The organism is Mesorhizobium sp. WSM4313, assembly GCF_002294725.1.
GTDB lineage: Bacteria > Pseudomonadota > Alphaproteobacteria > Rhizobiales > Rhizobiaceae > Mesorhizobium.
The window spans coordinates 913,581-934,416 of record NZ_NSFT01000001.1 but is presented as its reverse complement, the minus strand read 5'-3'; the positions used below and the strand labels follow the sequence as shown (position 1 = coordinate 934,416).

Here is a 20,836-nt window from a genome sequence, read left to right as displayed (position 1 = left end):
CTAATCGAAGAACGCCTCGACCACATTGCGCTTGCCCAGCATGAACGCATCGGCGACGTGCTGCAGCGGCGCGAGGTCGACATCGGACGTTCCTGCTCGAACAATCTCGGCGAAGCGCTTGTAAAGCATCGGATATTCGGCCTCCGGCTCGTCATGGATCATGCGCCCGTCGACGGCGAGCTTGGCGCCGCCGCCGGACAGCACCATTCTGCCCTTGTCGGTCTCGGCGACGATGTCCCAGCTTTGCGGGCCGGTCTGCAGCCAGTCGAGCTCCATCGTCACTGGCAAGCCGGTCGACGTGCGGAAGGCGACATGCGCCGCGACCGGTGCTGCGCGATTCTCGGGGAAATCGAGCACGGCCGAGGTGATGAACATCGCAGGCAAGATGTGTGTGGCGATCGACAGCGCGTTGATGCCGGGATCGAACACACCGAAGCCGCCCGGCTCCCAGATCCATTCCTGGTTCGGATGCCAGCGCCGCACGTCTTCCTTCCAGTTGATGGCGGCCGAAGTCAGTCTGGCCGACGCAAGGAAAGCGCGCGCGGCCTCCACCGCCGGCGCGTAGCGCGAATGCCAGCTGGCAAAGAGCGAGACGCCGTTCCTATCGGCAAGCGCCTTGAGGTGCTCGACTTCGCTCACCGTGGCGCCCGGCGGCTTTTCGAGGAACACGTGCTTCCTCGCTTCCAGCGCGGTGCGCGCGGCGTCGTAACGGAACTGCGGCGGCATGCAGAGCGAGACCGCCTCGAGGCTGGGCTCGGACGCCAGCATCGCTTCGATGCTGGGATAGTTCGCAATGCCGTCCACCTTGCCGTGGCGGCTGGCCGCCGCTGTCAGTTGATAGTTGCCGTCCTTGGCGACCGCCGGCAGGTGCTGATCGCGGACGATCTTTCCCACGCCGACGATGCCGAGCTTGATGGGATTGCTGGTCATGGGAACTCCAAGGAATGAAAGGGTGTGTCTAGGCAGGGCAGGTTTGTCCGGCGAGTCCGGCAAATATGACGCTGGCCGCGCTTTTCAGATCGGCTCTTCAAAGGTGACGATCGAAACCTCGCCCTCCAATGCGCCTTGATAGGCCGACAGATGCGGCTCGTCGTCGGGCTCGCCCTCCATGTCGCCGATCTGGTCGAGCTCGGCCTCGGCGTAACCTTCGGCGGCAAGCGATTCGAGCGCGCGGCGCACGGCAGAATCATCGTCGGGCGCCACAAGCATCACATGAACGCCTTCCGGCTTGCCGCCTTTCTTCTTCCAGACCCGTCCGGTGATGATCGTGACCGGCCGTTCTTCATTGTCGTTCACGGGCTGATTCCTCGTTTTCCCCGAGATTGTCCGATGCAAGCCGCCTTTTGGCACGAAGCCGGGCCACAGGACAGCGCAAAGCCGGTCACTTTCTTCCTCGCTCTTGAAAAAAGACGCAAGAAAATTACATGCGTTTTCCGCATGGCTGCCCAGCCTCGGATTGGGCGCAATATTTGGCGTTCCGGGGTTGACGGTTAGAAGGCTTGCGAGTAGAAGCCGCCCTGTCAGAACCGATGTGAGGCTCTCCTGTCCGAAGCGACACGCTTTGGAGTTTGCCTCAAACAGGGTTCGTTTTACGAGCGAAAAGACATTTCCGGCGCGCATGAAGCGGCTTCCGCTTCCTCTGCAATTTGTTCGGGCAGGACCGCGAGACGCGGTGTGTTGCCCGAATTTGCGTATGGAAATGACGCTTTGAGCGGCCCCCTGACAGGGCAGACACGGAATTGAGAGACAAGAGGGTTTAATGCCTACCGTCAACCAGCTGATCCGCAAGCCGCGCCTGGCGCCGGTGAAGCGCAACAAGGTCCCGGCCATGCAGCAGAACCCGCAGAAGCGGGGCGTCTGCACGCGCGTCTACACCACGACGCCGAAGAAGCCGAACTCGGCGCTGCGCAAGGTGGCCAAGATTCGCCTGACCAACGGTTTTGAAGTGATCGGCTACATCCCCGGCGAAGGTCACAACCTGCAGGAACACTCGGTGGTCATGATCCGCGGCGGTCGCGTCAAGGATCTGCCGGGCGTCCGCTACCACATCATCCGCGGCGTGCTCGACACGCAGGGTGTGAAGAACCGCAAGCAGCGTCGTTCGAAATACGGCGCCAAGCGTCCGAAGTAAGGGTTTCCCATGTCCCGTCGTCACAGTGCAGAAAAGCGTGAGATCAATCCGGACCCCAAGTTCGGCGATCTGATCGTCACCAAGTTCATGAACGCCGTCATGTATGACGGCAAGAAGTCGGTTGCCGAGACCATCGTCTACGGCGCGCTGGACCAGGTCCAGGCCAAGACCAAGCAGGAGCCGGTCACCGTCTTCCATCAGGCGCTCGACAATGTCGCGCCGCATGTGGAAGTGCGCTCGCGTCGTGTCGGCGGCGCCACCTATCAGGTTCCGGTCGATGTGCGCCCCGAGCGTCGTCAGGCGCTGGCCATCCGCTGGTTGATCGCCGCCGCGCGCAACCGCAACGAGACCACCATGGTCGACCGCCTCTCGGGCGAGCTGATGGACGCGGCCAACAACCGCGGCACGGCCGTCAAGAAGCGTGAAGACACCCACAAGATGGCGGAAGCCAACCGCGCCTTCGCGCACTACCGCTGGTAAAGCGCGAACGAGACTGAGAGGCACCTCCCATGGCCCGCGAATACAAGATCGAAGACTACCGCAATTTCGGTATCATGGCGCATATCGACGCCGGCAAGACGACGACGACCGAGCGCGTCCTCTATTATACGGGCAAGTCGCACAAGATCGGCGAAGTCCATGACGGCGCTGCCACCATGGATTGGATGGAGCAGGAGCAGGAACGCGGCATCACCATCACTTCGGCCGCGACCACGACCTTCTGGAAGGGTCGCGACGGCAAGATGCGCCGCTTCAACATCATCGACACCCCCGGACACGTCGACTTCACCATCGAAGTCGAGCGTTCGCTGCGCGTGCTCGACGGCGCCATCGCGCTGCTCGATGCCAACGCCGGCGTGGAGCCCCAGACCGAGACCGTGTGGCGCCAGGCCGACAAGTACCACGTGCCGCGCATGATCTTCTGCAACAAGATGGACAAGATCGGCGCCGACTTCTACCGCTCCGAGGAAATGATCGGTTCGCGCCTCGGCGCGCAGGCCGTCGTCATGCAGCTGCCGATCGGCGCCGAGACCGAGTTCAAGGGCGTCGTCGACCTCGTCGAGATGAACGCGCTCGTCTGGCGTGACGAGACCCTGGGCGCTGCCTGGGATGTCGTCGAGATCCCGGCCGACCTCAAGGACAAGGCCGAGCAGTACCGCGAGAAGATGATCGAAGCCGCCGTCGAGATGGACGAGACCGCGCTGGAGAATTACCTCGAAGGCAAGATGCCGTCGAATGACGAGATCCGCGCGCTGATCCGCAAGGGCACCATCGCGGTCAAGTTCTTCCCGATGTTCTGCGGTTCGGCCTTCAAGAACAAGGGCGTGCAGCCGCTGCTCGACGCCGTTGTCGAATACCTGCCGTCGCCGATCGACGTGCCGGCCATCAAGGGCGTCGATGCCAAGACCGACGCCGAGATCGAGCGTCATGCCGATGACAACGAGCCGCTGTCGATGCTGGCGTTCAAGATCATGAACGACCCGTTCGTCGGCTCGCTGACCTTTGCCCGCATCTATTCGGGCAAGCTCACCAAGGGCACCTCGCTCGACAACACGGTGAAGGGCAAGAAGGAGCGCATCGGCCGCATGCTGCAGATGCATGCGAACTCGCGCGCCGACATCGAGGAAGCCTATGCCGGCGACATCGTCGCCCTGGCTGGCCTCAAGGACACGACCACCGGCGACACGCTCTGCGATCCGCTGCATCCGGTCATCCTGGAGCGCATGGAATTCCCCGATCCGGTCATCCAGATCGCCATCGAGCCGAAGACCAAGAACGACCAGGAAAAGATGGGCCTCGCGCTGCATCGCCTGGCGGCTGAGGATCCGTCCTTCCGCGTCAAGACCGACGAGGAAAGCGGCCAGACCATCATCGCCGGCATGGGCGAGCTGCATCTCGACATCATCGTCGACCGCATGCGCCGCGAGTTCAAGGTCGAAGCCAATGTCGGCGCCCCGCAGGTGGCCTATCGCGAGACGATCACCCGCACGCACGAGCAGGATTACACGCACAAGAAGCAGACCGGCGGTACCGGCCAGTTCGCCCGCGTCAAGATCATCTTCGAGCCGAACACCGAGAGCGAAGAGTTCGTGTTCGAGTCCAAGATCGTCGGCGGTGCGGTTCCGAAGGAATACATCCCGGGCGTCGAGAAGGGCATCAACAGCGTCATGGGTTCCGGCCCGTTCGCCGGCTTCCCGATGATCGGTGTCAAGGCCACGCTGGTCGATGGCGCCTTCCACGACGTCGACTCCTCGGTGCTGGCGTTCGAAATCGCCTCCCGCGCCTGCTTCAAGGAAGCCGCTCCGCGCCTCGGCGTGCAGCTTCTGGAGCCGATCATGAAGGTCGAGGTCGTGACGCCGGAAGATTACGTCGGCGGCGTCATCGGCGATCTCAACGGCCGTCGTGGCCAGATCCAGGGTCAGGAAGCACGCGGCGTTGCCGTCGTCATCAATGCGATGGTGCCTTTGGCCAACATGTTCAAATACGTCGACAATCTGCGTTCGATGTCGCAGGGCCGCGCCCAGTACACGATGCAGTTCGACCACTACGAGCCGGTTCCGACCGCGGTCGCCCAGGAAGTTCAGAAGAAATACGCGTAACTCGAGCGGGTTGCACGAGACCTTAATTCAAGGCCCGCACGGGCAAGCAGGATTGGAGAGATCACATGGCAAAAGGTAAATTCGAGCGCACCAAGCCGCATGTGAACATTGGCACGATCGGTCACGTCGATCATGGCAAGACGTCGCTGACGGCGGCGATCACGAAGTATTTTGGCGAATACAAGCGCTATGACCAGATTGACGCGGCACCTGAAGAGAAGGCGCGCGGCATCACGATCTCGACGGCGCATGTCGAGTATGAGACGGCCAACCGTCACTATGCCCATGTCGACTGCCCCGGCCACGCCGACTATGTGAAGAACATGATCACGGGTGCGGCGCAGATGGACGGCGCGATCCTGGTGGTTTCGGCCGCCGACGGCCCGATGCCGCAGACCCGCGAGCACATCCTGCTTGCCCGCCAGGTCGGCGTTCCCTCGATCGTGGTGTTCCTGAACAAGGTCGACCAGGTCGACGACGCCGAGTTGCTCGAGCTGGTCGAGCTTGAGGTTCGCGAGCTCCTGTCGAAGAACGAGTTCCCCGGCGACGACATTCCGATCGTCAAGGGCTCGGCGCTGGCTGCGCTGGAAGATTCCAACAAGACCATCGGCGAGGACGCCATCCGCGAGCTGATGGCGCAGGTCGACGCCTATATCCCGACGCCGGTTCGTCCGCTGGACAAGCCGTTCCTGATGCCGATCGAGGACGTGTTCTCGATCTCGGGCCGCGGCACGGTTGTGACCGGCCGCGTCGAGCGCGGCGTGGTCAAGGTCGGCGAGGAGCTGGAGATCGTCGGCATCCGTCCGACCACCAAGACGACCTGCACGGGCGTTGAGATGTTCCGCAAGCTGCTCGACCAGGGCCAGGCCGGCGACAACATCGGCGCGCTGCTGCGCGGCGTCGACCGTGAAGGCGTGGAGCGCGGCCAGGTTCTGGCCAAGCCCGGCACGGTCAAGCCGCACAAGAAGTTCGTGGCCGAAGCCTACATCCTGACCAAGGACGAGGGCGGCCGTCACACGCCGTTCTTCACCAACTACCGTCCGCAGTTCTACTTCCGCACGACGGACGTGACGGGCATCGTGACGCTGCCGGCCGGCACCGAGATGGTGATGCCCGGCGACAACATCACCGTCGACGTCGAGCTGATCGTGCCGATCGCGATGGAAGAGAAGCTGCGCTTCGCCATCCGTGAAGGCGGCCGCACCGTCGGTGCCGGCATCGTCGTCACCATCAAAGAGTAATTTGGACTGAAACCGATCTGTCGCGGGCGCGGGAGCTGCCCGCGCCGCGCCAGAACAAGGAATTGACGCATGAACGGACAGAATATCCGCATCCGCCTTAAGGCGTTTGACCACCGGGTGCTCGACGCCTCGACGCGCGAAATCGTGTCGACCGCCAAGCGCACCGGCGCCAACGTCCGCGGCCCAATCCCGCTGCCGACGCGGATCGAAAAATTCACGGTCAACCGGTCGCCCCACGTCGACAAGAAGAGCCGCGAACAGTTCGAGATGCGCACGCACAAGCGGCTGCTCGACATCGTCGATCCGACCCCGCAGACAGTCGATGCTTTGATGAAGCTCGATCTGGCCGCCGGTGTCGACGTCGAGATCAAGCTCTAAGGGAATGAGAGAGCGGTAAGGGGCGGTGCCCCTGGCCCGGAACTCTAAAGGAATTGAACCGATGCGTTCAGGTGTGATTGCAAAGAAGGTGGGAATGACCCGCATCTATAACGATGCCGGCGAACACGTTCCCGTCACCGTTCTCCAGATGGAGAACTGCCAGGTCGTGGCCCAGCGCACGCAGGAGAAGAACGGCTACACCGCCGTCCAGCTCGGCGTTGGCCTTGCCAAGGTGAAGAACACGTCGAAGGCGATGCGCGGCCATTTCGCCGCCGCTTCCGTCGAGCCGAAGGCCAAGGTCGCCGAGTTTCGCGTCTCCGCCGACAACATGATCGACGTCGGCGCCGAGCTGACCGTCGAGCATTTCGTCGCCGGCCAGAAGGTGGACGTCACCGGCACCTCGACCGGGAAGGGTTTTCAGGGCGTGATCAAGCGGCACCACATGGGCGGTGGCCGCGCCACGCATGGTAACTCGGTCTCGCACCGCACGCACGGCTCGACCGGCCAGCGCCAGGACCCCGGCAAGGTGTTCAAGGGCAAGAAGATGGCCGGCCACATGGGCGACACCCGCGTCACCACGCAGAATGTCGAGGTCGTCTCGACCGATGCCGATCGCGGCCTGATCCTGATCCGCGGCGCGGTGCCCGGCGTCAAGGGCGCCTGGATCCTGGTTCGCGACGCCGCCAAGGTTGCGCTGCCGGCCAATGCGCCGAAGCCGGCCGCGATCCGCGCCGCTGCCGCCAAGAACGAAGCCCCGGCCACTGAGGGAGCCGAATAATGGATCTCAAGATCACAACGCTGGGCGGCAAGGACGCCGGCAAGGTGGAACTCTCCGAGGAGATTTTCGGCCTTGACCCGCGCGAGGACATCCTGCAGCGCGTCGTGCGCTGGCAGCTCGCCAAGAAGCAGCAGGGCACGCACAAGGCCAAGGGCCGCGCCGAAATCGCGCGCACCGGCGCCAAGATGTACAAGCAGAAGGGTACGGGCCGCGCCCGTCACCACTCGGCCCGCGCTCCGCAGTTCCGCGGCGGCGGCAAGGCACACGGCCCGGTCGTTCGCAGCCATGAGCACGAGCTGCCGAAGAAGGTCCGTGCGCTTGGCCTCAAGCACGCTCTCTCGGCCAAGGCCAAGAGCGCTTCGCTGATCATCGTCGACGAGCTGAAGCTCACCGAAGCCAAGACCAAGGCGCTGGTGGCGAATTTCGAGACGCTGGGGCTGACCAACGCCCTGGTCATCGGCGGCGCCGAGCTTGACCAGAACTTCAAGCTGGCCGCGACCAACATTCCGAACATCGACGTGCTGCCCATCCAAGGCATCAACGTCTACGACATTCTGCGCCGCGGCACGCTGGTCCTTTCGAAGGCCGCGGTCGAGGCTCTCGAGGAGCGCTTTAAATGACCGACCTTCGTCACTACGACGTGATCGTCTCGCCGGCGATCACCGAAAAGTCGACCATGGCTTCCGAGCAGAACCAGGTCGTCTTCAACGTCGCCAAGAAGGCGTCGAAGCCGGAAATCAAGGCTGCCGTGGAGGCTCTCTTCGGCGTCAAGGTGACGGCTGTGAACACGCTCGTCCGCAAGGGCAAGATCAAGCGCTTCCGCGGCACCGTTGGCCGCCAGGGCGACGTCAAGAAGGCGGTTGTGACGCTGGCCGACGGCCAGTCGATCGACGTCGCGACGGGTCTCTGAGCAAGGCCGCGAGGACAGGACAATGGCACTTAAGAAATTCAACCCGGTAACGCCGAGCACCCGCCAGCTGGTCATCGTCGACCGCTCGGGCCTCTACAAGGGCAAGCCCATCAAGGGCCTGACCGAAGGCCTGACCAAGTCGGGCGGCCGCAACAACTACGGCCGCATCACGGCCCGCTTCATCGGCGGCGGTCACAAGCGTTCGTACCGCATCATCGACTTCAAGCGTAAGAAGTACGACGTCGTCGGCACGGTCGAGCGCATCGAATACGATCCGAACCGCACCGCCTTCATCGCGCTGATCAAGTATGACGACGGCGAGCTGTCCTACATCCTGGCCCCGCAGCGTCTTGCTGCCGGCGACAAGATCGTGGCTGGCGAAGCGGTCGACGTGAAGCCGGGCAACGCGATGCCGCTGGCCTCGATGCCGGTCGGCACGATCGTCCACAACATCGAGCTGAAGCCGGGCAAGGGCGGCCAGGTCGCCCGTTCGGCTGGCGGTTACGCTCAGCTCGTCGGCCGCGACCAGGGCATGGCGATCCTGCGCCTCAACTCGGGCGAGCAGCGTGTCGTGCACGGCTCCTGCATGGCCACCGTCGGCGCCGTGTCGAACCCCGACCACGGCAACATCAACGACGGCAAGGCCGGTCGCACCGTGTGGCGCGGCAAGCGTCCGCACAATCGCGGCGTGGCCATGAACCCGGTCGACCATCCGCATGGCGGCGGCGAAGGCCGCACCTCGGGTGGCCGTCATCCGGTTTCGCCCTGGGGCAAGCCGACCAAGGGCAAGAAGACGCGGTCCAACAAGGCGACCGACAAGTTCATCCTGCGCTCGCGTCATCAGCGCAAGAGCTAAGAAGAGGTAACGCCAAGTGACTCGTTCGATTTGGAAAGGCCCCTTTATCGACGGCTACCTTCTCAAGAAGGTGGACAAGGTTCGTGAAGGTGGTCGCAATGAGGTGATCAAGATGTGGAGCCGTCGCTCCACCATCCTGCCGCAGTTCGTCGGCTTCACCTTCGGTGTCTACAACGGCCAGAAGCACGTTCCCGTCTCGGTGAACGAGGACATGGTCGGCCACAAGTTCGGTGAATTCGCTCCGACCCGGACCTATTACGGTCACGGCGCGGATAAGAAGGCGAAGAGGAAATAATCATGGGCAAGGCCAAAGCTCCGCGCAGGCTTGCTGATAACGAGGCGCGTGCCGTTCTGCGCACGATCCGCATCAGCCCGCAGAAGCTCAACCTGGTTGCCGCGCTGATCCGCGGCAAGAAGGTCGCGACAGCGCTTTCCGACCTCGAATTCTCGGCCAAGCGGATTTCCGGCACGGTCAAGAAGACGCTGGAGTCGGCGATCGCCAATGCGGAAAACAATCACGACCTCGACGTCGACGCTCTGATCGTGGCGGAAGCCTATGTCGGCAAGTCGATCGTCATGAAGCGCTTCCACGCTCGTGGCCGCGGCCGCGCCAGCCGTATCGAAAAGCCGTTCTCGCACCTCACGATCGTCGTTCGTGAAGTCGAGGAAAAAGGGGAGGCCGCATAATGGGCCAGAAAGTCAATCCGATCGGGCTGCGTCTCGGCATCAACCGTACCTGGGATTCGCGCTGGTTCGCGAACACCGGCGAATACGGCCAACTGCTGCACGAGGACCTCAAGATCCGCAAGTATCTTGAGAAGGAACTCAAGCAGGCCGCGATCTCGAAGGTCGTGATCGAGCGTCCGCACAAGAAGTGCCGCGTCACCATCCACGCCGCGCGTCCGGGCCTCATCATCGGCAAGAAGGGCGCCGACATCGAGAAGCTTCGCAAGAAGCTGACCGAGATGACGAAGTCCGAAACGCACCTCAACATCGTTGAAGTGCGCAAGCCGGAAATCGACGCCACGCTGGTCGCCCAGTCGATCGCCCAGCAGCTCGAGCGCCGCATCGCGTTCCGCCGCGCCATGAAGCGTGCCGTTCAGTCGGCCATGCGTCTCGGCGCCGAAGGCATCCGCATCAACTGCTCTGGCCGTCTCGGCGGCGCCGAGATCGCGCGCATGGAGTGGTACCGCGAAGGCCGCGTGCCGCTGCATACGCTGCGCGCCGACGTCGACTACGGCACGGCCGAGGCGAACACGGCCTACGGCATCTGCGGCGTCAAGGTGTGGGTGTTCAAGGGCGAGATCCTCGAGCATGACCCTATGGCTTCCGAGCGCCGTGCAACCGAAGGCGATGCCGCGCATGGCGGCGGCGGTGCTGGCGGTGAGCGCGAACGCGGCCGCCGTCGCGAGAACGCCTGAGACATTTGAGAATTTGGAGTTAGAACGATGCTGCAGCCAAAGCGCACAAAGTTCCGCAAGCAGTTCAAGGGCCGTATCCACGGTGCCGCCAAGGGCGGCACCAATCTGGATTTCGGCGGTTTCGGGCTGAAGGCGCTTGAGCCGAACCGCGTCACCGCGCGCGAGATCGAGGCGGCCCGCCGCGCGATCACGCGCGAGATGAAGCGCGCCGGCCGCGTCTGGATCCGGGTGTTCCCGGACCTGCCGGTCACCTCGAAGCCGACCGAAGTCCGCATGGGTAAGGGCAAGGGCGCCGTCGACTACTGGGCGGCGCGCGTCAAGCCCGGCCGTATCATGTTCGAGATCGACGGCGTCAGCGAGGAGACCGCTCGTGAAGCGCTGCGTCTCGGCGCCGCCAAGCTCTCGGTCAAGACGCGCTTCGTGCAGCGCATCGCAGAATAAGGACAGGCGATCATGAAAGCCGAAGACATCCGGACCAAGACCCAGGATCAACTGACCGACGACCTGGCCGCTCTCAAGAAGGAGCAGTTCAACCTGCGCTTCCAGAAGGCCACCGGCCAGCTCGAAAAGACCGCGCGCGTGAAGCAGGTCCGCAAGGACATCGCGCGCATCAAGACCATCGCCGCGGAAAAAGCCGCGGCCAAGAAGGGTTAAGACCATGCCAAAGCGCATCCTGCAGGGCACCGTCGTCAGCGACAAGAACGAGAAGACGGTCGTGGTCAAGGTCGAGCGTCGCTTCACGCATCCCGTGATGAAGAAGACCGTGCGCATGACCAAGAAGTACAAGGCGCACGACGAGAACAACGCCCACAAGGTCGGCGACCAGGTGTTCATCCAGGAATCGAAGCCGATTTCCAAGGACAAACGCTGGGTTGTCGTCTCTTCGGATCAGGCTTGATCCGGGCGAACGAACCGAATTTTGGACAGACCGGGGAAGGGTGAAGAACCCGTCCCGTTAGAAAAGAAGAAGGCGGCCAGTCATGATTCAGATGCAAACAAACCTCGACGTCGCGGATAATTCCGGCGCCCGTCGTGTCATGTGCATCAAGGTGCTGGGCGGCTCGAAGCGGAAATACGCCTCCGTCGGCGACATCATCGTGGTGTCGATCAAGGAAGCCATTCCGCGCGGCCGCGTTAAGAAGGGCGATGTGATGAAGGCGGTCGTGGTTCGCACGGCCAAGGACATCCGCCGCCCGGACGGCAGCGTGATCCGTTTCGACAAGAACGCGGCCGTTCTCGTCGACAATAAGAAAGAGCCGATCGGCACCCGTATCTTCGGACCGGTTCCGCGCGAATTGCGCGCCAAGAACCACATGAAGATCATCTCGCTCGCGCCTGAAGTGCTGTAAGGAGCCGGACCAATGCAAAAGATCAAAAAAGGCGACAAGGTCGTCGTGCTTGCCGGCAAGGACAAGGGCCGTTCGGGCGAAGTCCTGTCGGTGCAGCCGAAGGAAGACACCGCGGTCGTCCGCGGCGTGAACCTCATTCGCCGTCACCAGAAGCAGACCCAGTCGCAAGAGGCCGGGATCATCACCAAGGAAGCGCCGATCCACCTGTCGAATATCGCGCTGGCCGACCCCAAGGACGGCAAGCCGACCCGCGTCGGCTTCACCATCCAGAAGGATGGCAAGAAGGTGCGCGTCGCCAAGCGTTCGGGAGAAGTCATCAATGGCTAAGGCTGAAACCAAGCAGGCAACTGCCAAGAACGAGCCGCGCCTCAAGAAGGTCTACAACGAGACCATCCGCAAGGCGATGCAGGAGCAGTTCGGCTACGACAATGACATGCAGGTTCCGCGCATCGACAAGATCGTGCTGAACATGGGTGTCGGCGAAGCAACCGCAGACTCCAAGAAGCCCTCGGTCGCGGCCGAGGATCTCGCGCTGATCGCCGGCCAGAAGGCCGTCGTCACCCGCGCCCGCAACTCGATTGCCGGCTTCAAGGTGCGCGAGAACATGCCGATCGGCGCCAAGGTCACGCTGCGCAAGGAACGCATGTACGAGTTCCTCGACCGCCTCGTGAACATCGCGCTGCCGCGCGTTCGCGACTTCCGCGGGCTGAACCCGAAGAGCTTTGACGGCCGTGGCAACTACGCCATGGGCATCAAGGAACACATCGTGTTCCCGGAGATCAACTACGACAAGGTTGATCAGGTCTGGGGCATGGACGTCATCGTTTGTACGACGGCGAAGACGGACGACGAGGCAAGAGCGCTGCTCAAGGCCTTCAACTTCCCCTTCCGCCAGTAACGGCAGCGAAAAAGGAAACATCTGAAATGGCAAAGACCAGCTCAGTCGAGAAGAACAACCGGCGCCGCAAGCTCGCCGACCAGTACGCCGCCAAGCGCACGGCGCTCAAGGCCATCATCATGGATCAGTCCAAGCCGATGGAAGAGCGTTTCCGCGCCCAGTTGAAGCTTTCGGCGCTGCCGCGCAACTCGGCCAAGATCCGCATCCGCAATCGCTGCGAGGTGACGGGCCGTCCGCGCGCCTACTATCGCAAGCTGAAGCTTTCGCGTATCGCGCTTCGCGATCTGGGCAATACCGGCCAGATCCCGGGCCTGGTCAAGTCGAGCTGGTAAGGAGACACTGAGATGTCATTGAGCGATCCTCTCGGCGATATGCTGACCCGCATCCGCAACGCCTATGGCCGCAAGAAGTCGAGCGTTTCGACCCCGGCCTCGCGTCTGCGTGCCCGCGTCCTCGAAGTGCTGAAGTCGGAAGGCTATATCCGCGACTACAGTCAGACCGACTTCGAAAACGGCAAGTCGGAAATCGAGATCGAGCTGAAATATTTCGACGGCGCCCCGGTTGTGCGCGAGATCGAGCGCGTCTCGAAGCCTGGCCGTCGCGTCTATGTCTCGGCCAAGTCGATCCCGCACGTCGCCAACGGCCTCGGCATCGCCATCCTTTCGACGCCGAAGGGCGTCATGGCCGACCATGAAGCGCGCGAGCAGAATGTCGGCGGCGAAATCCTCTGCCAGATCTTCTGATCGGCCAAGAGATTGATGAATGGGCTTCGGTTCTCGGGATCGCGCCCGGGAACTGGAACCTGAAACGAAAGAAGTGACGAGGACAACAAAATGTCTCGTATCGGAAAGAAACCCGTTTCGCTGCCGCAAGGCGTGACCGCGTCCGTCAACGGCCAGACCGTGACGGCGAAGGGCCCCAAGGGCGAGCTGAAGTTCGTGGTGAACGACGAAGTGCTGGTGAAGATGGAGAACAACGAGATCTCCGTCGAGCCGCGCGACCAGACCAAGACCGCCCGCTCGAAGTGGGGCATGTCGCGCACGCAGATCGTCAACATCCTGCAGGGCGTGAAGGACGGCTTCGAGAAGAAGCTCGAGATCACCGGCGTCGGCTATCGCGCGGCGTTGCAGGGCAAGAACCTGCAGCTGGCGCTCGGCTTCAGCCACGACGTGGTCTATCAGACGCCGCAGGGCATCACCATCACGGTGCCGAAGCCGACCGAAATCACGGTCTCGGGCATCGACAAGCAGCAGGTCGGCCAGGTCGCCGCCGAGATCCGCGAATATCGCGGTCCCGAGCCCTATAAGGGCAAGGGCGTGCGCTATGCCGACGAGCGCATCGTGCGCAAGGAAGGCAAGAAGAAGTAATAGGCCTGGCCCCGAGAAGTTGCAGACTTTTCGAAAAAGGGCCAAGCCGCAGAAGTGTAACGCCGCGGGGAGCGGCCGCGGGAGGCTTGGCCTACCGCACAGGGTTGCCCCCGTTTTCTGAAGGCAAGGAACTGACATTATGGCAAGCCCCAAAGAAACCATCCAGCGCCGCGCACAGCGCGTGCGCCGCCAGCTGAAGAAGGTCGCCGGCGAGCGTCCGCGGCTTTCGGTGCACCGCACCTCGAAGAACATCTACGTCCAGGTGATCGACGACGCCAACGGCCACACGCTGGCCGCCGCCTCGACGCTGGAGAAGGACCTCAAGGGTTCGCTCAAGACCGGCGCCGACACCGCAGCCGCGGCCGCGGTCGGCAAGCTGATCGCCGAGCGTGCCGCCAAGGCCGGCGTCAAGGAAGTCGTCTTCGACCGCGGCCCGTACATCTATCACGGCCGCGTCAAGGCGCTGGCCGAGGCTGCCCGCGAAGGCGGTCTCAGCTTCTGATTTTTCGCCGCTGACGACCCAAAGGCGGCGTCAGTAATTAGCAACCCGTGCTTCCGGAAAAGAACAAGGAACAGGATATGGCACAGGAACGTAGAGAAGGCGGCCGCGGCCGCGAGCGCGAAGAGCGTGACGACGGCATGGTGGACAAGCTCGTCCACATCAACCGCGTCGCCAAGGTGGTGAAGGGCGGCCGTCGTTTCGGTTTTGCCGCTCTCGTCGTCGTCGGCGACCAGAAGGGCCGCGTCGGCTTCGGCCACGGCAAGGCGCGCGAAGTGCCGGAAGCGATCCGCAAGGCGACCGAGTCGGCCAAGCGCGACATGATCTTCGTGCCGCTGCGTTCGGGCCGCACGCTGCATCACGACGTCGAGGGCCGCTGGGGCGCCGGACGCGTTCTGCTGCGCGCCGCCAAGCAAGGTACCGGCATCATCGCCGGCGGTCCGATGCGCGCCGTCTTCGAGACGCTCGGCATGCATGACGTGGTCGCCAAGTCGATGGGTTCGTCGAACCCCTACAACATGGTTCGCGCCACCTTCGACGCGCTGAAGAGCCAGATGCATCCGAAGGATGTGGCTGCCGCGCGCGGCATCAAGTACTCGACCCTTCAGGCCCGCCGCGGCACCGCCGTTGCGGCTGAAGAATAGTCGACGCTGACCAGGGATTTCGACCATGGCCAAGAAAGCTACCAAGACCATCACCGTCGAGCAGATCGGCTCTCCGATCCGCCGGCCGAAGGAGCAGCGCGCGACGCTGGTCGGCCTCGGCCTGAACAAGATGCACAAGCGGCGCACGCTGGAAGATACCCCTTCGGTGCGCGGCATGATCGCCGCCGTCCAGCACCTCGTCCGCGTCGTGGACGAGGCCTGAACGGAAGGGCAGGAGAAGAAACATGAAACTCAACGATCTGCGTGACAAGGACGGCGCGACGCACTCCAAGAAGCGTCTCGGCCGCGGCATCGGTTCCGGTTCGGGCAAGACCGCCGGTCGCGGCGTCAAGGGCCAGAAGGCCCGCTCTGGCGTTGCCATCAACGGCTTCGAGGGTGGCCAGATGCCGCTCTACCGGCGCCTGCCGAAGCGTGGCTTCAACAACATCTTCGCCAAGAGCTTCACGGTCGTGTCGCTGGCCCGCATCCAGGCTGCTGTCGACGCCAAGAAGCTCGACGCCAAGGCGACCGTGACGGCCGAGGCCCTGGTTGCCGCCGGCGTCATCCGCCGCGCCAAGGACGGCGTGCGCGTGCTCTCCGACGGCGAACTCAAGGCCAAGCTGTCCTTCGACGTCGCTGGCGCCTCCAAGGCTGCGATCGAGAAGATCGAGAAGGCCGGCGGTTCGGTGAAGCTGCCGGAAGCGGCCGCCGCCGAGTAACGGCGATTTGAAGCGCGGCCGACCGGGATGACTTCGCATATTCCGTCGAACCGCGCTTTGACCGGATGAATTGGGCGGCCGCGTCAACGCGGCCGCTTGCATGTTTACGGTCCCGAGCTTATCTCGTGAGCTTCGGTGACACGGGCCGCCTGAGCTGCGGCATCGAGCGCGACGTAGAAATCAAAGAAGTAGAGCATGATGTCGTCCGAAAACCGCTCCACATTTTTCGGCATCGTGCTCTAGCGGAGAATCAGGCATGGCCTCGGCTGCTGAACAACTAGCCTCCAATCTGAATTTCGCGGCCTTCGCCAAGGCCGAGGATCTCAAGAAGCGCATCTGGTTCACCATCGGCGCGCTGCTCGTCTACCGCCTCGGCACTTATATCCCGCTTCCCGGCATCAACCCCGATGCTTTCGCCCAGGCCTTCTCCTCGCAGAGCAAGGGCGTGCTCGGCATGTTCAACATGTTCGCCGGCGGCGCCGTGCAGCGCATGGCGATCTTCGCGCTGGGCATCATGCCCTACATCTCCGCCTCCATCATCATGCAGCTGATGACCTCGGTCATCCCGTCGCTGGAAACGCTGAAGAAGGAAGGCGAGCAGGGCCGCAAGATCATCAACCAGTACACGCGCTACGGCACCGTGCTCCTGGCGCTGATCCAGGCCTACGGCATTTCGATCGGCCTCGAGGGCGGCAACGGCATCGTCAACGATCCCGGCATGTTCTTCCGCATCTCGACGGTCGTCACGCTCGTCGGCGGCACCATGTTCCTGATGTGGCTCGGCGAGCAGATCACCGCGCGCGGCATCGGCAACGGCATTTCGCTGATCATCTTCTCCGGCATCGTCGCGGGCCTGCCGCGCGCGATCTCCGGCACGCTGGAACTCGGCCGTACCGGCGCGCTGTCGACGGGCCTCATCCTCGCGATCATCGTGCTGGCCATCATCGTCATTGCGCTCATCGTCTTCTTCGAACGCGCGCAGCGGCGCCTGCTCATCCAGTATCCGAAGCGCCAGGTCGGCAATCGCATGTTCCAGGGCGATACCTCGCATTTGCCGCTGAAGCTCAACACCTCCGGCGTCATCCCGCCGATCTTCGCGTCCTCGCTGCTGCTTCTGCCGGCGACCGTGGCGGGCTTCTCGCAGGCGACCAACCTGCCGGCCTGGGCAAGCACGATCCTCGCCTCGCTCGGCCACGGCCAGCCGCTCTACATGATCTTCTATGCGGGCATGATCATCTTCTTCGCCTTCTTCTACACGGCGATCGTCTTCAACCCGAAGGACACGGCCGACCAGCTCAAGAAGCACTCCGGCTTCATCCCGGGTTATCGGCCGGGCGAGCGCACCGCCGACTATATCGACTATGTTCTGACGCGCATTACCGTCATCGGCGCCATTTACCTGGTGCTGGTCTGTCTGCTGCCGGAGTTCCTGATTTCGGCGACTGGCGTACCTTTCTACCTCGGTGGCACATCGCTTCTGATCGTGGTCAGTGTCACGCTCGATACGGTGGCGCAGATTCAGGGTCACCTGATCGCGCACCAGTATGAGGGCCTGATCAAGAAGTCGAAGTTGCGCGGGGGGAAGAGGAGCAGATGAGGCTGATTTTGCTTGGGCCGCCAGGAGCGGGCAAGGGGACGCAAGCACAAAGACTGGTTGAAAAACACGGCATCCCCCAGCTCTCGACGGGTGACATGCTGCGTGCCGCCGTCCAGGCCGGAACCGAGGTCGGCAAGCGTGCCAAGGCGGTGATGGATGCCGGTGAGCTGGTCTCGGATGCGATCGTCAACGCCATCGTCGCCGAGCGTATCGATCAGCCGGATTGCGCCAAGGGATTCATCCTCGACGGCTATCCGCGCACGCTGGTCCAGGCCGACGCGGTCGAGGCCATGCTTGCCGAACGCGGCATAGCGCTCGACACCGTCATAGAGCTCGTCGTCGACGACAAGGCGCTGGTTGGCCGAATCGTCAAACGCGCCGAGGACGCCAAGGCCGCCGGCCAGCCTGTGCGCAAGGACGACAACCCGGAGGTGTTCGAGGAACGCCTGCGCGAATACTACAAGAAGACGGCGCCGCTGACCGGCTACTACTACGCCAAGGGCAAGCTCAAGACTGTCGACGGCATGGCCAGTATCGATGCCGTGACCGCCGAGATCGGCAAGGTGCTCGCGGCCGCGGTGAAGTAGACCGGGCCGACAACTAAAGATAGCGCTTGGCGACAATTAACGATTGCGCTTGACTGGAGTGGGCCGTTGGGGTATGGCGGCCCGTCTTCCTATCAGGCATGGACTTTGCTTGCCCTTGCGGGCAAGGCATCCGCTTTGAACCAGGAAACTCCCGCAAGGGCCGGCCTCCACCGGACGCGGGGCAACTTCGACAGCGCCGGCTCGTCCGGCCCAAATGGAGAAAGAGAAGAAAATGGCTCGTATAGCCGGCGTCAACATTCCGACCAACAAGCGCGTCGTCATCGCGCTTCAGTACATTCACGGCATCGGCAAGAAGTTTGCCCAGGAGATCGTCGACAAGGTCGGCATCCCGGCGGACCGCCGCGTCAACCAGCTGACCGACGCGGAAGTGCTGCAGATCCGCGAGACGATCGACCGCGACTACCAGGTCGAAGGCGACCTGCGCCGCGAAGTCTCGATGAACATCAAGCGGCTCATGGATCTTGGCTGCTACCGCGGCCTGCGTCACCGTCGCTCGCTGCCGGTCCGCGGCCAGCGCACGCATACCAACGCCCGCACCCGCAAGGGCCCGGCCAAGGCGATCGCCGGCAAGAAGAAGTAATTGAGCGAATAGCGAGTAGCGGTTAGCGACTAGGGGACCCTATTCGCTATTCCCTACTCACTACTCGCTTTTCCAAGGTGGAGCCGCTGGCATTACGGCGGTGTAGAGATCAACTGAAAGGAATACCATGGCCAAGGAAGCCGCTCGTGTTCGCCGTCGCGAACGCAAGAACATTTCGTCGGGCGTTGCCCACGTCAATTCGACCTTCAACAACACCATGATCACCATCACCGACGCGCAGGGCAATTCGATCGCCTGGTCGTCGGCCGGTGCCCAGGGTTTCAAGGGTTCGCGCAAGTCGACCCCGTTCGCAGCCCAGATGGCTGCCGAGGACGTCGCCAAGAAGGCGCAGGAACACGGCATGCGCATGCTCGAGGTCGAGGTCTGCGGACCCGGCTCCGGTCGTGAATCGGCGCTCCGCGCGCTGCAGGCGGCGGGCTTCACCATCACCTCGATCCGTGACGTGACGCCGATCCCGCACAATGGCTGCCGCCCGCGCAAGAAGCGCCGCGTCTGATTTTTAAACGCCGCGCGAACGCCAAGGCGTTCCTCCGCGGTTTTCCGTGTCGCCCGCCACGATTGGATGGTGGCGGGGCAAAGGAAGGAAGACTTTTATGATCCAGAAAAACTGGCAGGAACTGATCAAGCCGAACAAGATCGAGTTCTCGTCGAAGAAGAAGACGCTGACCACGCTGGTGGCCGAGCCGCTCGAACGCGGCTTTGGCCTGACGCTGGGCAACGCGCTGCGGCGCGTGCTTCTGTCTTCGCTGCGCGGCGCGGCTGTGACCGCCGTGCAGATCGACGGCGTACTGCATGAATTCTCGTCCATCGCCGGCGTGCGCGAGGACGTGACCGACATCGTGCTCAACATCAAGGAAATCGCCATCCGCATGGAAGGCGATGGCCCCAAGCGCATGGTCGTGCGCAAGCAGGGCCCGGGCGCCGTGCTCGCCGGCGACATCCAGACGGTCGGCGACGTCGAGATCCTCAACCCCGACCACGTGATCTGCACGCTGGACGAGGGTGCCGAGATCCGCATGGAGTTCACCGTCGACACCGGCAAGGGCTATGTGCCGGCCGAGCGCAACCGCGCCGAGGACGCGCCGATCGGGCTGATCCCGGTCGACAGCCTCTATTCGCCGGTCAAGAAGGTCTCCTACAAGGTCGAGAATACCCGCGAGGGCCAGGTTCTCGACTATGACAAGCTGACCATGACGATCGAGACCAACGGCTCGATCTCGGGCGAGGACGCGGTCGCTTTCGCTGCCCGCATCCTGCAGGACCAGCTTGGCCTGTTCGTCAACTTCGACGAGCCGCAGAAGGAAGTCGCCACCGAGGCCGTCACCGAGCTCGCCTTCAACCCGGCGCTGCTCAAGAAGGTCGACGAGCTCGAGCTTTCGGTGCGTTCGGCCAACTGCCTGAAGAACGACAACATCGTCTACATCGGCGACCTGATCCAGAAGACCGAAGCCGAGATGCTGCGCACCCCGAACTTCGGCCGCAAGTCGCTGAACGAGATCAAGGAAGTGCTGGCGGCCATGGGCCTCCATCTCGGCATGGAAGTGCCGGACTGGCCGCCGGAAAACATCGAAGACCTCGCCAAGCGTTACGAAGACCAATATTGAGCATGAATTCCAAGGATCGGCGGCGAGAGTCGCTCGATCCGACGGTCATGCGGAAAACCATCAGAGGCCGTGGCCTCTTGAACAACTGAAGAAGGAAAAGAGCCATGCGCCACGGTTTCAAAGGCCGTCGTTTCGCCCGCAGCATCAGCCACCGCAAGTCGATGTTCGCCAATCTCGCCGTGTCGCTGATCGAGCACGAGCAGATCGTCACCACCTTGCCGAAGGCGAAGGACCTGCGTCCGATCGTCGAGAAGCTCGTGACGCTCGGCAAGCGCGGCGACCTGCACGCCCGCCGCCAGGTGATCGCGCAGATCGGCAATGAAGGCGTCGTCAAGCGTCTGTTCGAGACCATCGCCCCGCGCTACGCCACCCGCAATGGCGGCTATCTGCGCATCATGAAGGCGGGCTTCCGCAAGGGCGACAACGCCGCGATGGCGGTGATCGAATTCGTCGATCGCGATACCTCGGCCAAGGGCGCCGCCGACCGCGCCCGCATCGAGGCTGAGAGCGCCAACGAGGAAGCCGCGGCCGCCTGAGGCCGCTGTTTCGTCAATGACTTCGAGGGGCCCACGGGCCCCTTTTGCATTTGGAGCAGGTTTGAGCGGGTGAGCGGAATTTCACGCCCAGGCTCAAGC

The 20,836-nt window shown here is 63.0% G+C and carries 33 protein-coding genes; 31 read left to right on the top strand and 2 right to left on the bottom strand.

From position 1 onward, the window contains the following. Together CK219_RS04675 and CK219_RS04670 are read right to left on the bottom strand one after the other, a co-directional pair. On the bottom strand, positions 1 to 930 hold the full coding sequence (locus CK219_RS04675) for a Gfo/Idh/MocA family oxidoreductase (protein WP_095765519.1): 930 nt from the start codon (positions 928 to 930) through the stop codon (positions 1 to 3). Between the two features lie 84 nt (positions 931 to 1,014). After that, entirely contained in the window at positions 1,015 to 1,296 is a 282-nt protein-coding gene (locus tag CK219_RS04670; protein ID WP_095765518.1) for a transcriptional regulator, read from the bottom strand. Between the two features lie 463 nt (positions 1,297 to 1,759). Here CK219_RS04670 and rpsL point away from each other — a divergent pair, with 463 nt between their 5' ends. From rpsL to rplQ, 31 genes are all read left to right on the top strand, one after another. Beyond that, positions 1,760 to 2,131, top strand: coding sequence for a 30S ribosomal protein S12 (gene rpsL, locus CK219_RS04665; RefSeq protein WP_006202128.1), 372 nt, complete (start codon positions 1,760 to 1,762; stop codon positions 2,129 to 2,131). Positions 2,132 to 2,140: 9 nt separating this feature from the next. Beyond that, complete coding sequence (rpsG, locus tag CK219_RS04660; RefSeq protein WP_027170372.1) at positions 2,141 to 2,611, top strand: 30S ribosomal protein S7; 471 nt, start codon at positions 2,141 to 2,143, stop codon at positions 2,609 to 2,611. 29 nt (positions 2,612 to 2,640) lie between these two features. Next, on the top strand, positions 2,641 to 4,731 hold the full coding sequence (fusA, locus tag CK219_RS04655; protein ID WP_095765517.1) for an elongation factor G: 2,091 nt from the start codon (positions 2,641 to 2,643) through the stop codon (positions 4,729 to 4,731). 65 nt (positions 4,732 to 4,796) lie between these two features. Next, the gene (gene tuf, locus CK219_RS04650) at positions 4,797 to 5,972 is read left to right on the top strand and encodes an elongation factor Tu (protein WP_095765516.1); all 1,176 of its coding nucleotides are present in this window, start codon (positions 4,797 to 4,799) and stop codon (positions 5,970 to 5,972) included. 69 nt (positions 5,973 to 6,041) lie between these two features. Further along, positions 6,042 to 6,350: a 30S ribosomal protein S10 gene (gene rpsJ, locus CK219_RS04645; RefSeq protein ID WP_006205468.1), complete on the top strand. Its 309-nt coding sequence runs from the start codon at positions 6,042 to 6,044 to the stop codon at positions 6,348 to 6,350. A 61-nt stretch (positions 6,351 to 6,411) separates the two neighbouring features. Continuing rightward, the gene (gene rplC, locus CK219_RS04640) at positions 6,412 to 7,128 is read left to right on the top strand and encodes a 50S ribosomal protein L3 (RefSeq protein WP_095765515.1); all 717 of its coding nucleotides are present in this window, start codon (positions 6,412 to 6,414) and stop codon (positions 7,126 to 7,128) included. Beyond that, entirely contained in the window at positions 7,128 to 7,748 is a 621-nt protein-coding gene (gene rplD, locus CK219_RS04635; RefSeq protein WP_095765514.1) for a 50S ribosomal protein L4, read from the top strand. The genes rplC and rplD overlap by 1 nt, the downstream gene beginning before the upstream one ends. Continuing rightward, positions 7,745 to 8,038: a 50S ribosomal protein L23 gene (locus tag CK219_RS04630; protein ID WP_040983033.1), complete on the top strand. Its 294-nt coding sequence runs from the start codon at positions 7,745 to 7,747 to the stop codon at positions 8,036 to 8,038. Before rplD ends, CK219_RS04630 begins: the two co-directional genes overlap by 4 nt. Positions 8,039 to 8,060: 22 nt before the next feature. Beyond that, positions 8,061 to 8,894 (top strand): 50S ribosomal protein L2, encoded by an 834-nt coding sequence (rplB, locus tag CK219_RS04625; RefSeq protein WP_095765513.1) that lies wholly within the window; start codon positions 8,061 to 8,063, stop codon positions 8,892 to 8,894. 16 nt (positions 8,895 to 8,910) lie between these two features. Then, entirely contained in the window at positions 8,911 to 9,189 is a 279-nt protein-coding gene (gene rpsS / locus CK219_RS04620; RefSeq protein ID WP_006205463.1) for a 30S ribosomal protein S19, read from the top strand. Between the two features lie 2 nt (positions 9,190 to 9,191). After that, positions 9,192 to 9,581, top strand: coding sequence for a 50S ribosomal protein L22 (gene rplV, locus CK219_RS04615; protein ID WP_006205462.1), 390 nt, complete (start codon positions 9,192 to 9,194; stop codon positions 9,579 to 9,581). Further along, positions 9,581 to 10,315, top strand: coding sequence for a 30S ribosomal protein S3 (rpsC, locus tag CK219_RS04610; RefSeq protein ID WP_095765512.1), 735 nt, complete (start codon positions 9,581 to 9,583; stop codon positions 10,313 to 10,315). The genes rplV and rpsC overlap by 1 nt, the downstream gene beginning before the upstream one ends. 27 nt (positions 10,316 to 10,342) lie before the next feature. Next, positions 10,343 to 10,756 (top strand): 50S ribosomal protein L16, encoded by a 414-nt coding sequence (gene rplP / locus CK219_RS04605; protein WP_095765511.1) that lies wholly within the window; start codon positions 10,343 to 10,345, stop codon positions 10,754 to 10,756. 12 nt (positions 10,757 to 10,768) lie between these two features. Next, complete coding sequence (gene rpmC, locus CK219_RS04600) at positions 10,769 to 10,969, top strand: 50S ribosomal protein L29 (RefSeq protein ID WP_042642190.1); 201 nt, start codon at positions 10,769 to 10,771, stop codon at positions 10,967 to 10,969. A 4-nt stretch (positions 10,970 to 10,973) separates the two neighbouring features. After that, a complete protein-coding gene (gene rpsQ, locus CK219_RS04595; protein WP_023675136.1) occupies positions 10,974 to 11,213 on the top strand; it encodes a 30S ribosomal protein S17 in 240 nt (79 codons plus the stop codon). Between the two features lie 82 nt (positions 11,214 to 11,295). After that, the gene (gene rplN, locus CK219_RS04590; RefSeq protein ID WP_006205457.1) at positions 11,296 to 11,664 is read left to right on the top strand and encodes a 50S ribosomal protein L14; all 369 of its coding nucleotides are present in this window, start codon (positions 11,296 to 11,298) and stop codon (positions 11,662 to 11,664) included. A 12-nt stretch (positions 11,665 to 11,676) separates the two neighbouring features. Beyond that, complete coding sequence (gene rplX, locus CK219_RS04585; protein ID WP_095765510.1) at positions 11,677 to 11,991, top strand: 50S ribosomal protein L24; 315 nt, start codon at positions 11,677 to 11,679, stop codon at positions 11,989 to 11,991. Continuing rightward, a complete protein-coding gene (rplE, locus tag CK219_RS04580) occupies positions 11,984 to 12,562 on the top strand; it encodes a 50S ribosomal protein L5 (RefSeq protein WP_095765509.1) in 579 nt (192 codons plus the stop codon). Before rplX ends, rplE begins: the two co-directional genes overlap by 8 nt. Before the next feature lie 26 nt (positions 12,563 to 12,588). Beyond that, positions 12,589 to 12,894, top strand: coding sequence for a 30S ribosomal protein S14 (gene rpsN / locus CK219_RS04575; RefSeq protein WP_042642199.1), 306 nt, complete (start codon positions 12,589 to 12,591; stop codon positions 12,892 to 12,894). 12 nt (positions 12,895 to 12,906) lie between these two features. Further along, positions 12,907 to 13,305: a 30S ribosomal protein S8 gene (gene rpsH, locus CK219_RS04570; RefSeq protein WP_066989600.1), complete on the top strand. Its 399-nt coding sequence runs from the start codon at positions 12,907 to 12,909 to the stop codon at positions 13,303 to 13,305. A 90-nt stretch (positions 13,306 to 13,395) separates the two neighbouring features. Then, positions 13,396 to 13,929 carry a 50S ribosomal protein L6 gene (gene rplF, locus CK219_RS04565; protein WP_095765508.1) on the top strand — a complete coding sequence of 178 codons (534 nt, stop codon included), beginning with the start codon at positions 13,396 to 13,398 and terminating at the stop codon, positions 13,927 to 13,929. A gap of 139 nt (positions 13,930 to 14,068) precedes the next feature. Continuing rightward, positions 14,069 to 14,431: a 50S ribosomal protein L18 gene (rplR, locus tag CK219_RS04560; RefSeq protein ID WP_095765507.1), complete on the top strand. Its 363-nt coding sequence runs from the start codon at positions 14,069 to 14,071 to the stop codon at positions 14,429 to 14,431. Between the two features lie 77 nt (positions 14,432 to 14,508). Further along, entirely contained in the window at positions 14,509 to 15,072 is a 564-nt protein-coding gene (gene rpsE, locus CK219_RS04555) for a 30S ribosomal protein S5 (protein ID WP_032933400.1), read from the top strand. 25 nt (positions 15,073 to 15,097) lie between these two features. Next, a complete protein-coding gene (rpmD, locus tag CK219_RS04550; protein ID WP_027170355.1) occupies positions 15,098 to 15,295 on the top strand; it encodes a 50S ribosomal protein L30 in 198 nt (65 codons plus the stop codon). A gap of 22 nt (positions 15,296 to 15,317) precedes the next feature. Further along, positions 15,318 to 15,791: a 50S ribosomal protein L15 gene (rplO, locus tag CK219_RS04545; RefSeq protein WP_095765506.1), complete on the top strand. Its 474-nt coding sequence runs from the start codon at positions 15,318 to 15,320 to the stop codon at positions 15,789 to 15,791. A gap of 256 nt (positions 15,792 to 16,047) precedes the next feature. Beyond that, positions 16,048 to 17,388 (top strand): preprotein translocase subunit SecY, encoded by a 1,341-nt coding sequence (gene secY, locus CK219_RS04540; protein WP_095765505.1) that lies wholly within the window; start codon positions 16,048 to 16,050, stop codon positions 17,386 to 17,388. After that, positions 17,385 to 17,975 (top strand): adenylate kinase, encoded by a 591-nt coding sequence (locus tag CK219_RS04535; protein ID WP_095765504.1) that lies wholly within the window; start codon positions 17,385 to 17,387, stop codon positions 17,973 to 17,975. The genes secY and CK219_RS04535 overlap by 4 nt, the downstream gene beginning before the upstream one ends. A 232-nt stretch (positions 17,976 to 18,207) precedes the next feature. After that, complete coding sequence (gene rpsM, locus CK219_RS04530) at positions 18,208 to 18,576, top strand: 30S ribosomal protein S13 (RefSeq protein WP_027170351.1); 369 nt, start codon at positions 18,208 to 18,210, stop codon at positions 18,574 to 18,576. Between the two features lie 127 nt (positions 18,577 to 18,703). Continuing rightward, on the top strand, positions 18,704 to 19,093 hold the full coding sequence (gene rpsK / locus CK219_RS04525) for a 30S ribosomal protein S11 (RefSeq protein WP_006205444.1): 390 nt from the start codon (positions 18,704 to 18,706) through the stop codon (positions 19,091 to 19,093). A gap of 97 nt (positions 19,094 to 19,190) precedes the next feature. Beyond that, on the top strand, positions 19,191 to 20,201 hold the full coding sequence (locus CK219_RS04520) for a DNA-directed RNA polymerase subunit alpha (protein WP_027170350.1): 1,011 nt from the start codon (positions 19,191 to 19,193) through the stop codon (positions 20,199 to 20,201). A gap of 104 nt (positions 20,202 to 20,305) precedes the next feature. Continuing rightward, positions 20,306 to 20,737, top strand: a complete 432-nt coding sequence (gene rplQ / locus CK219_RS04515; protein ID WP_095765503.1) for a 50S ribosomal protein L17 — start codon at positions 20,306 to 20,308, stop codon at positions 20,735 to 20,737. Positions 20,738 to 20,836 lie beyond the last annotated feature (99 nt).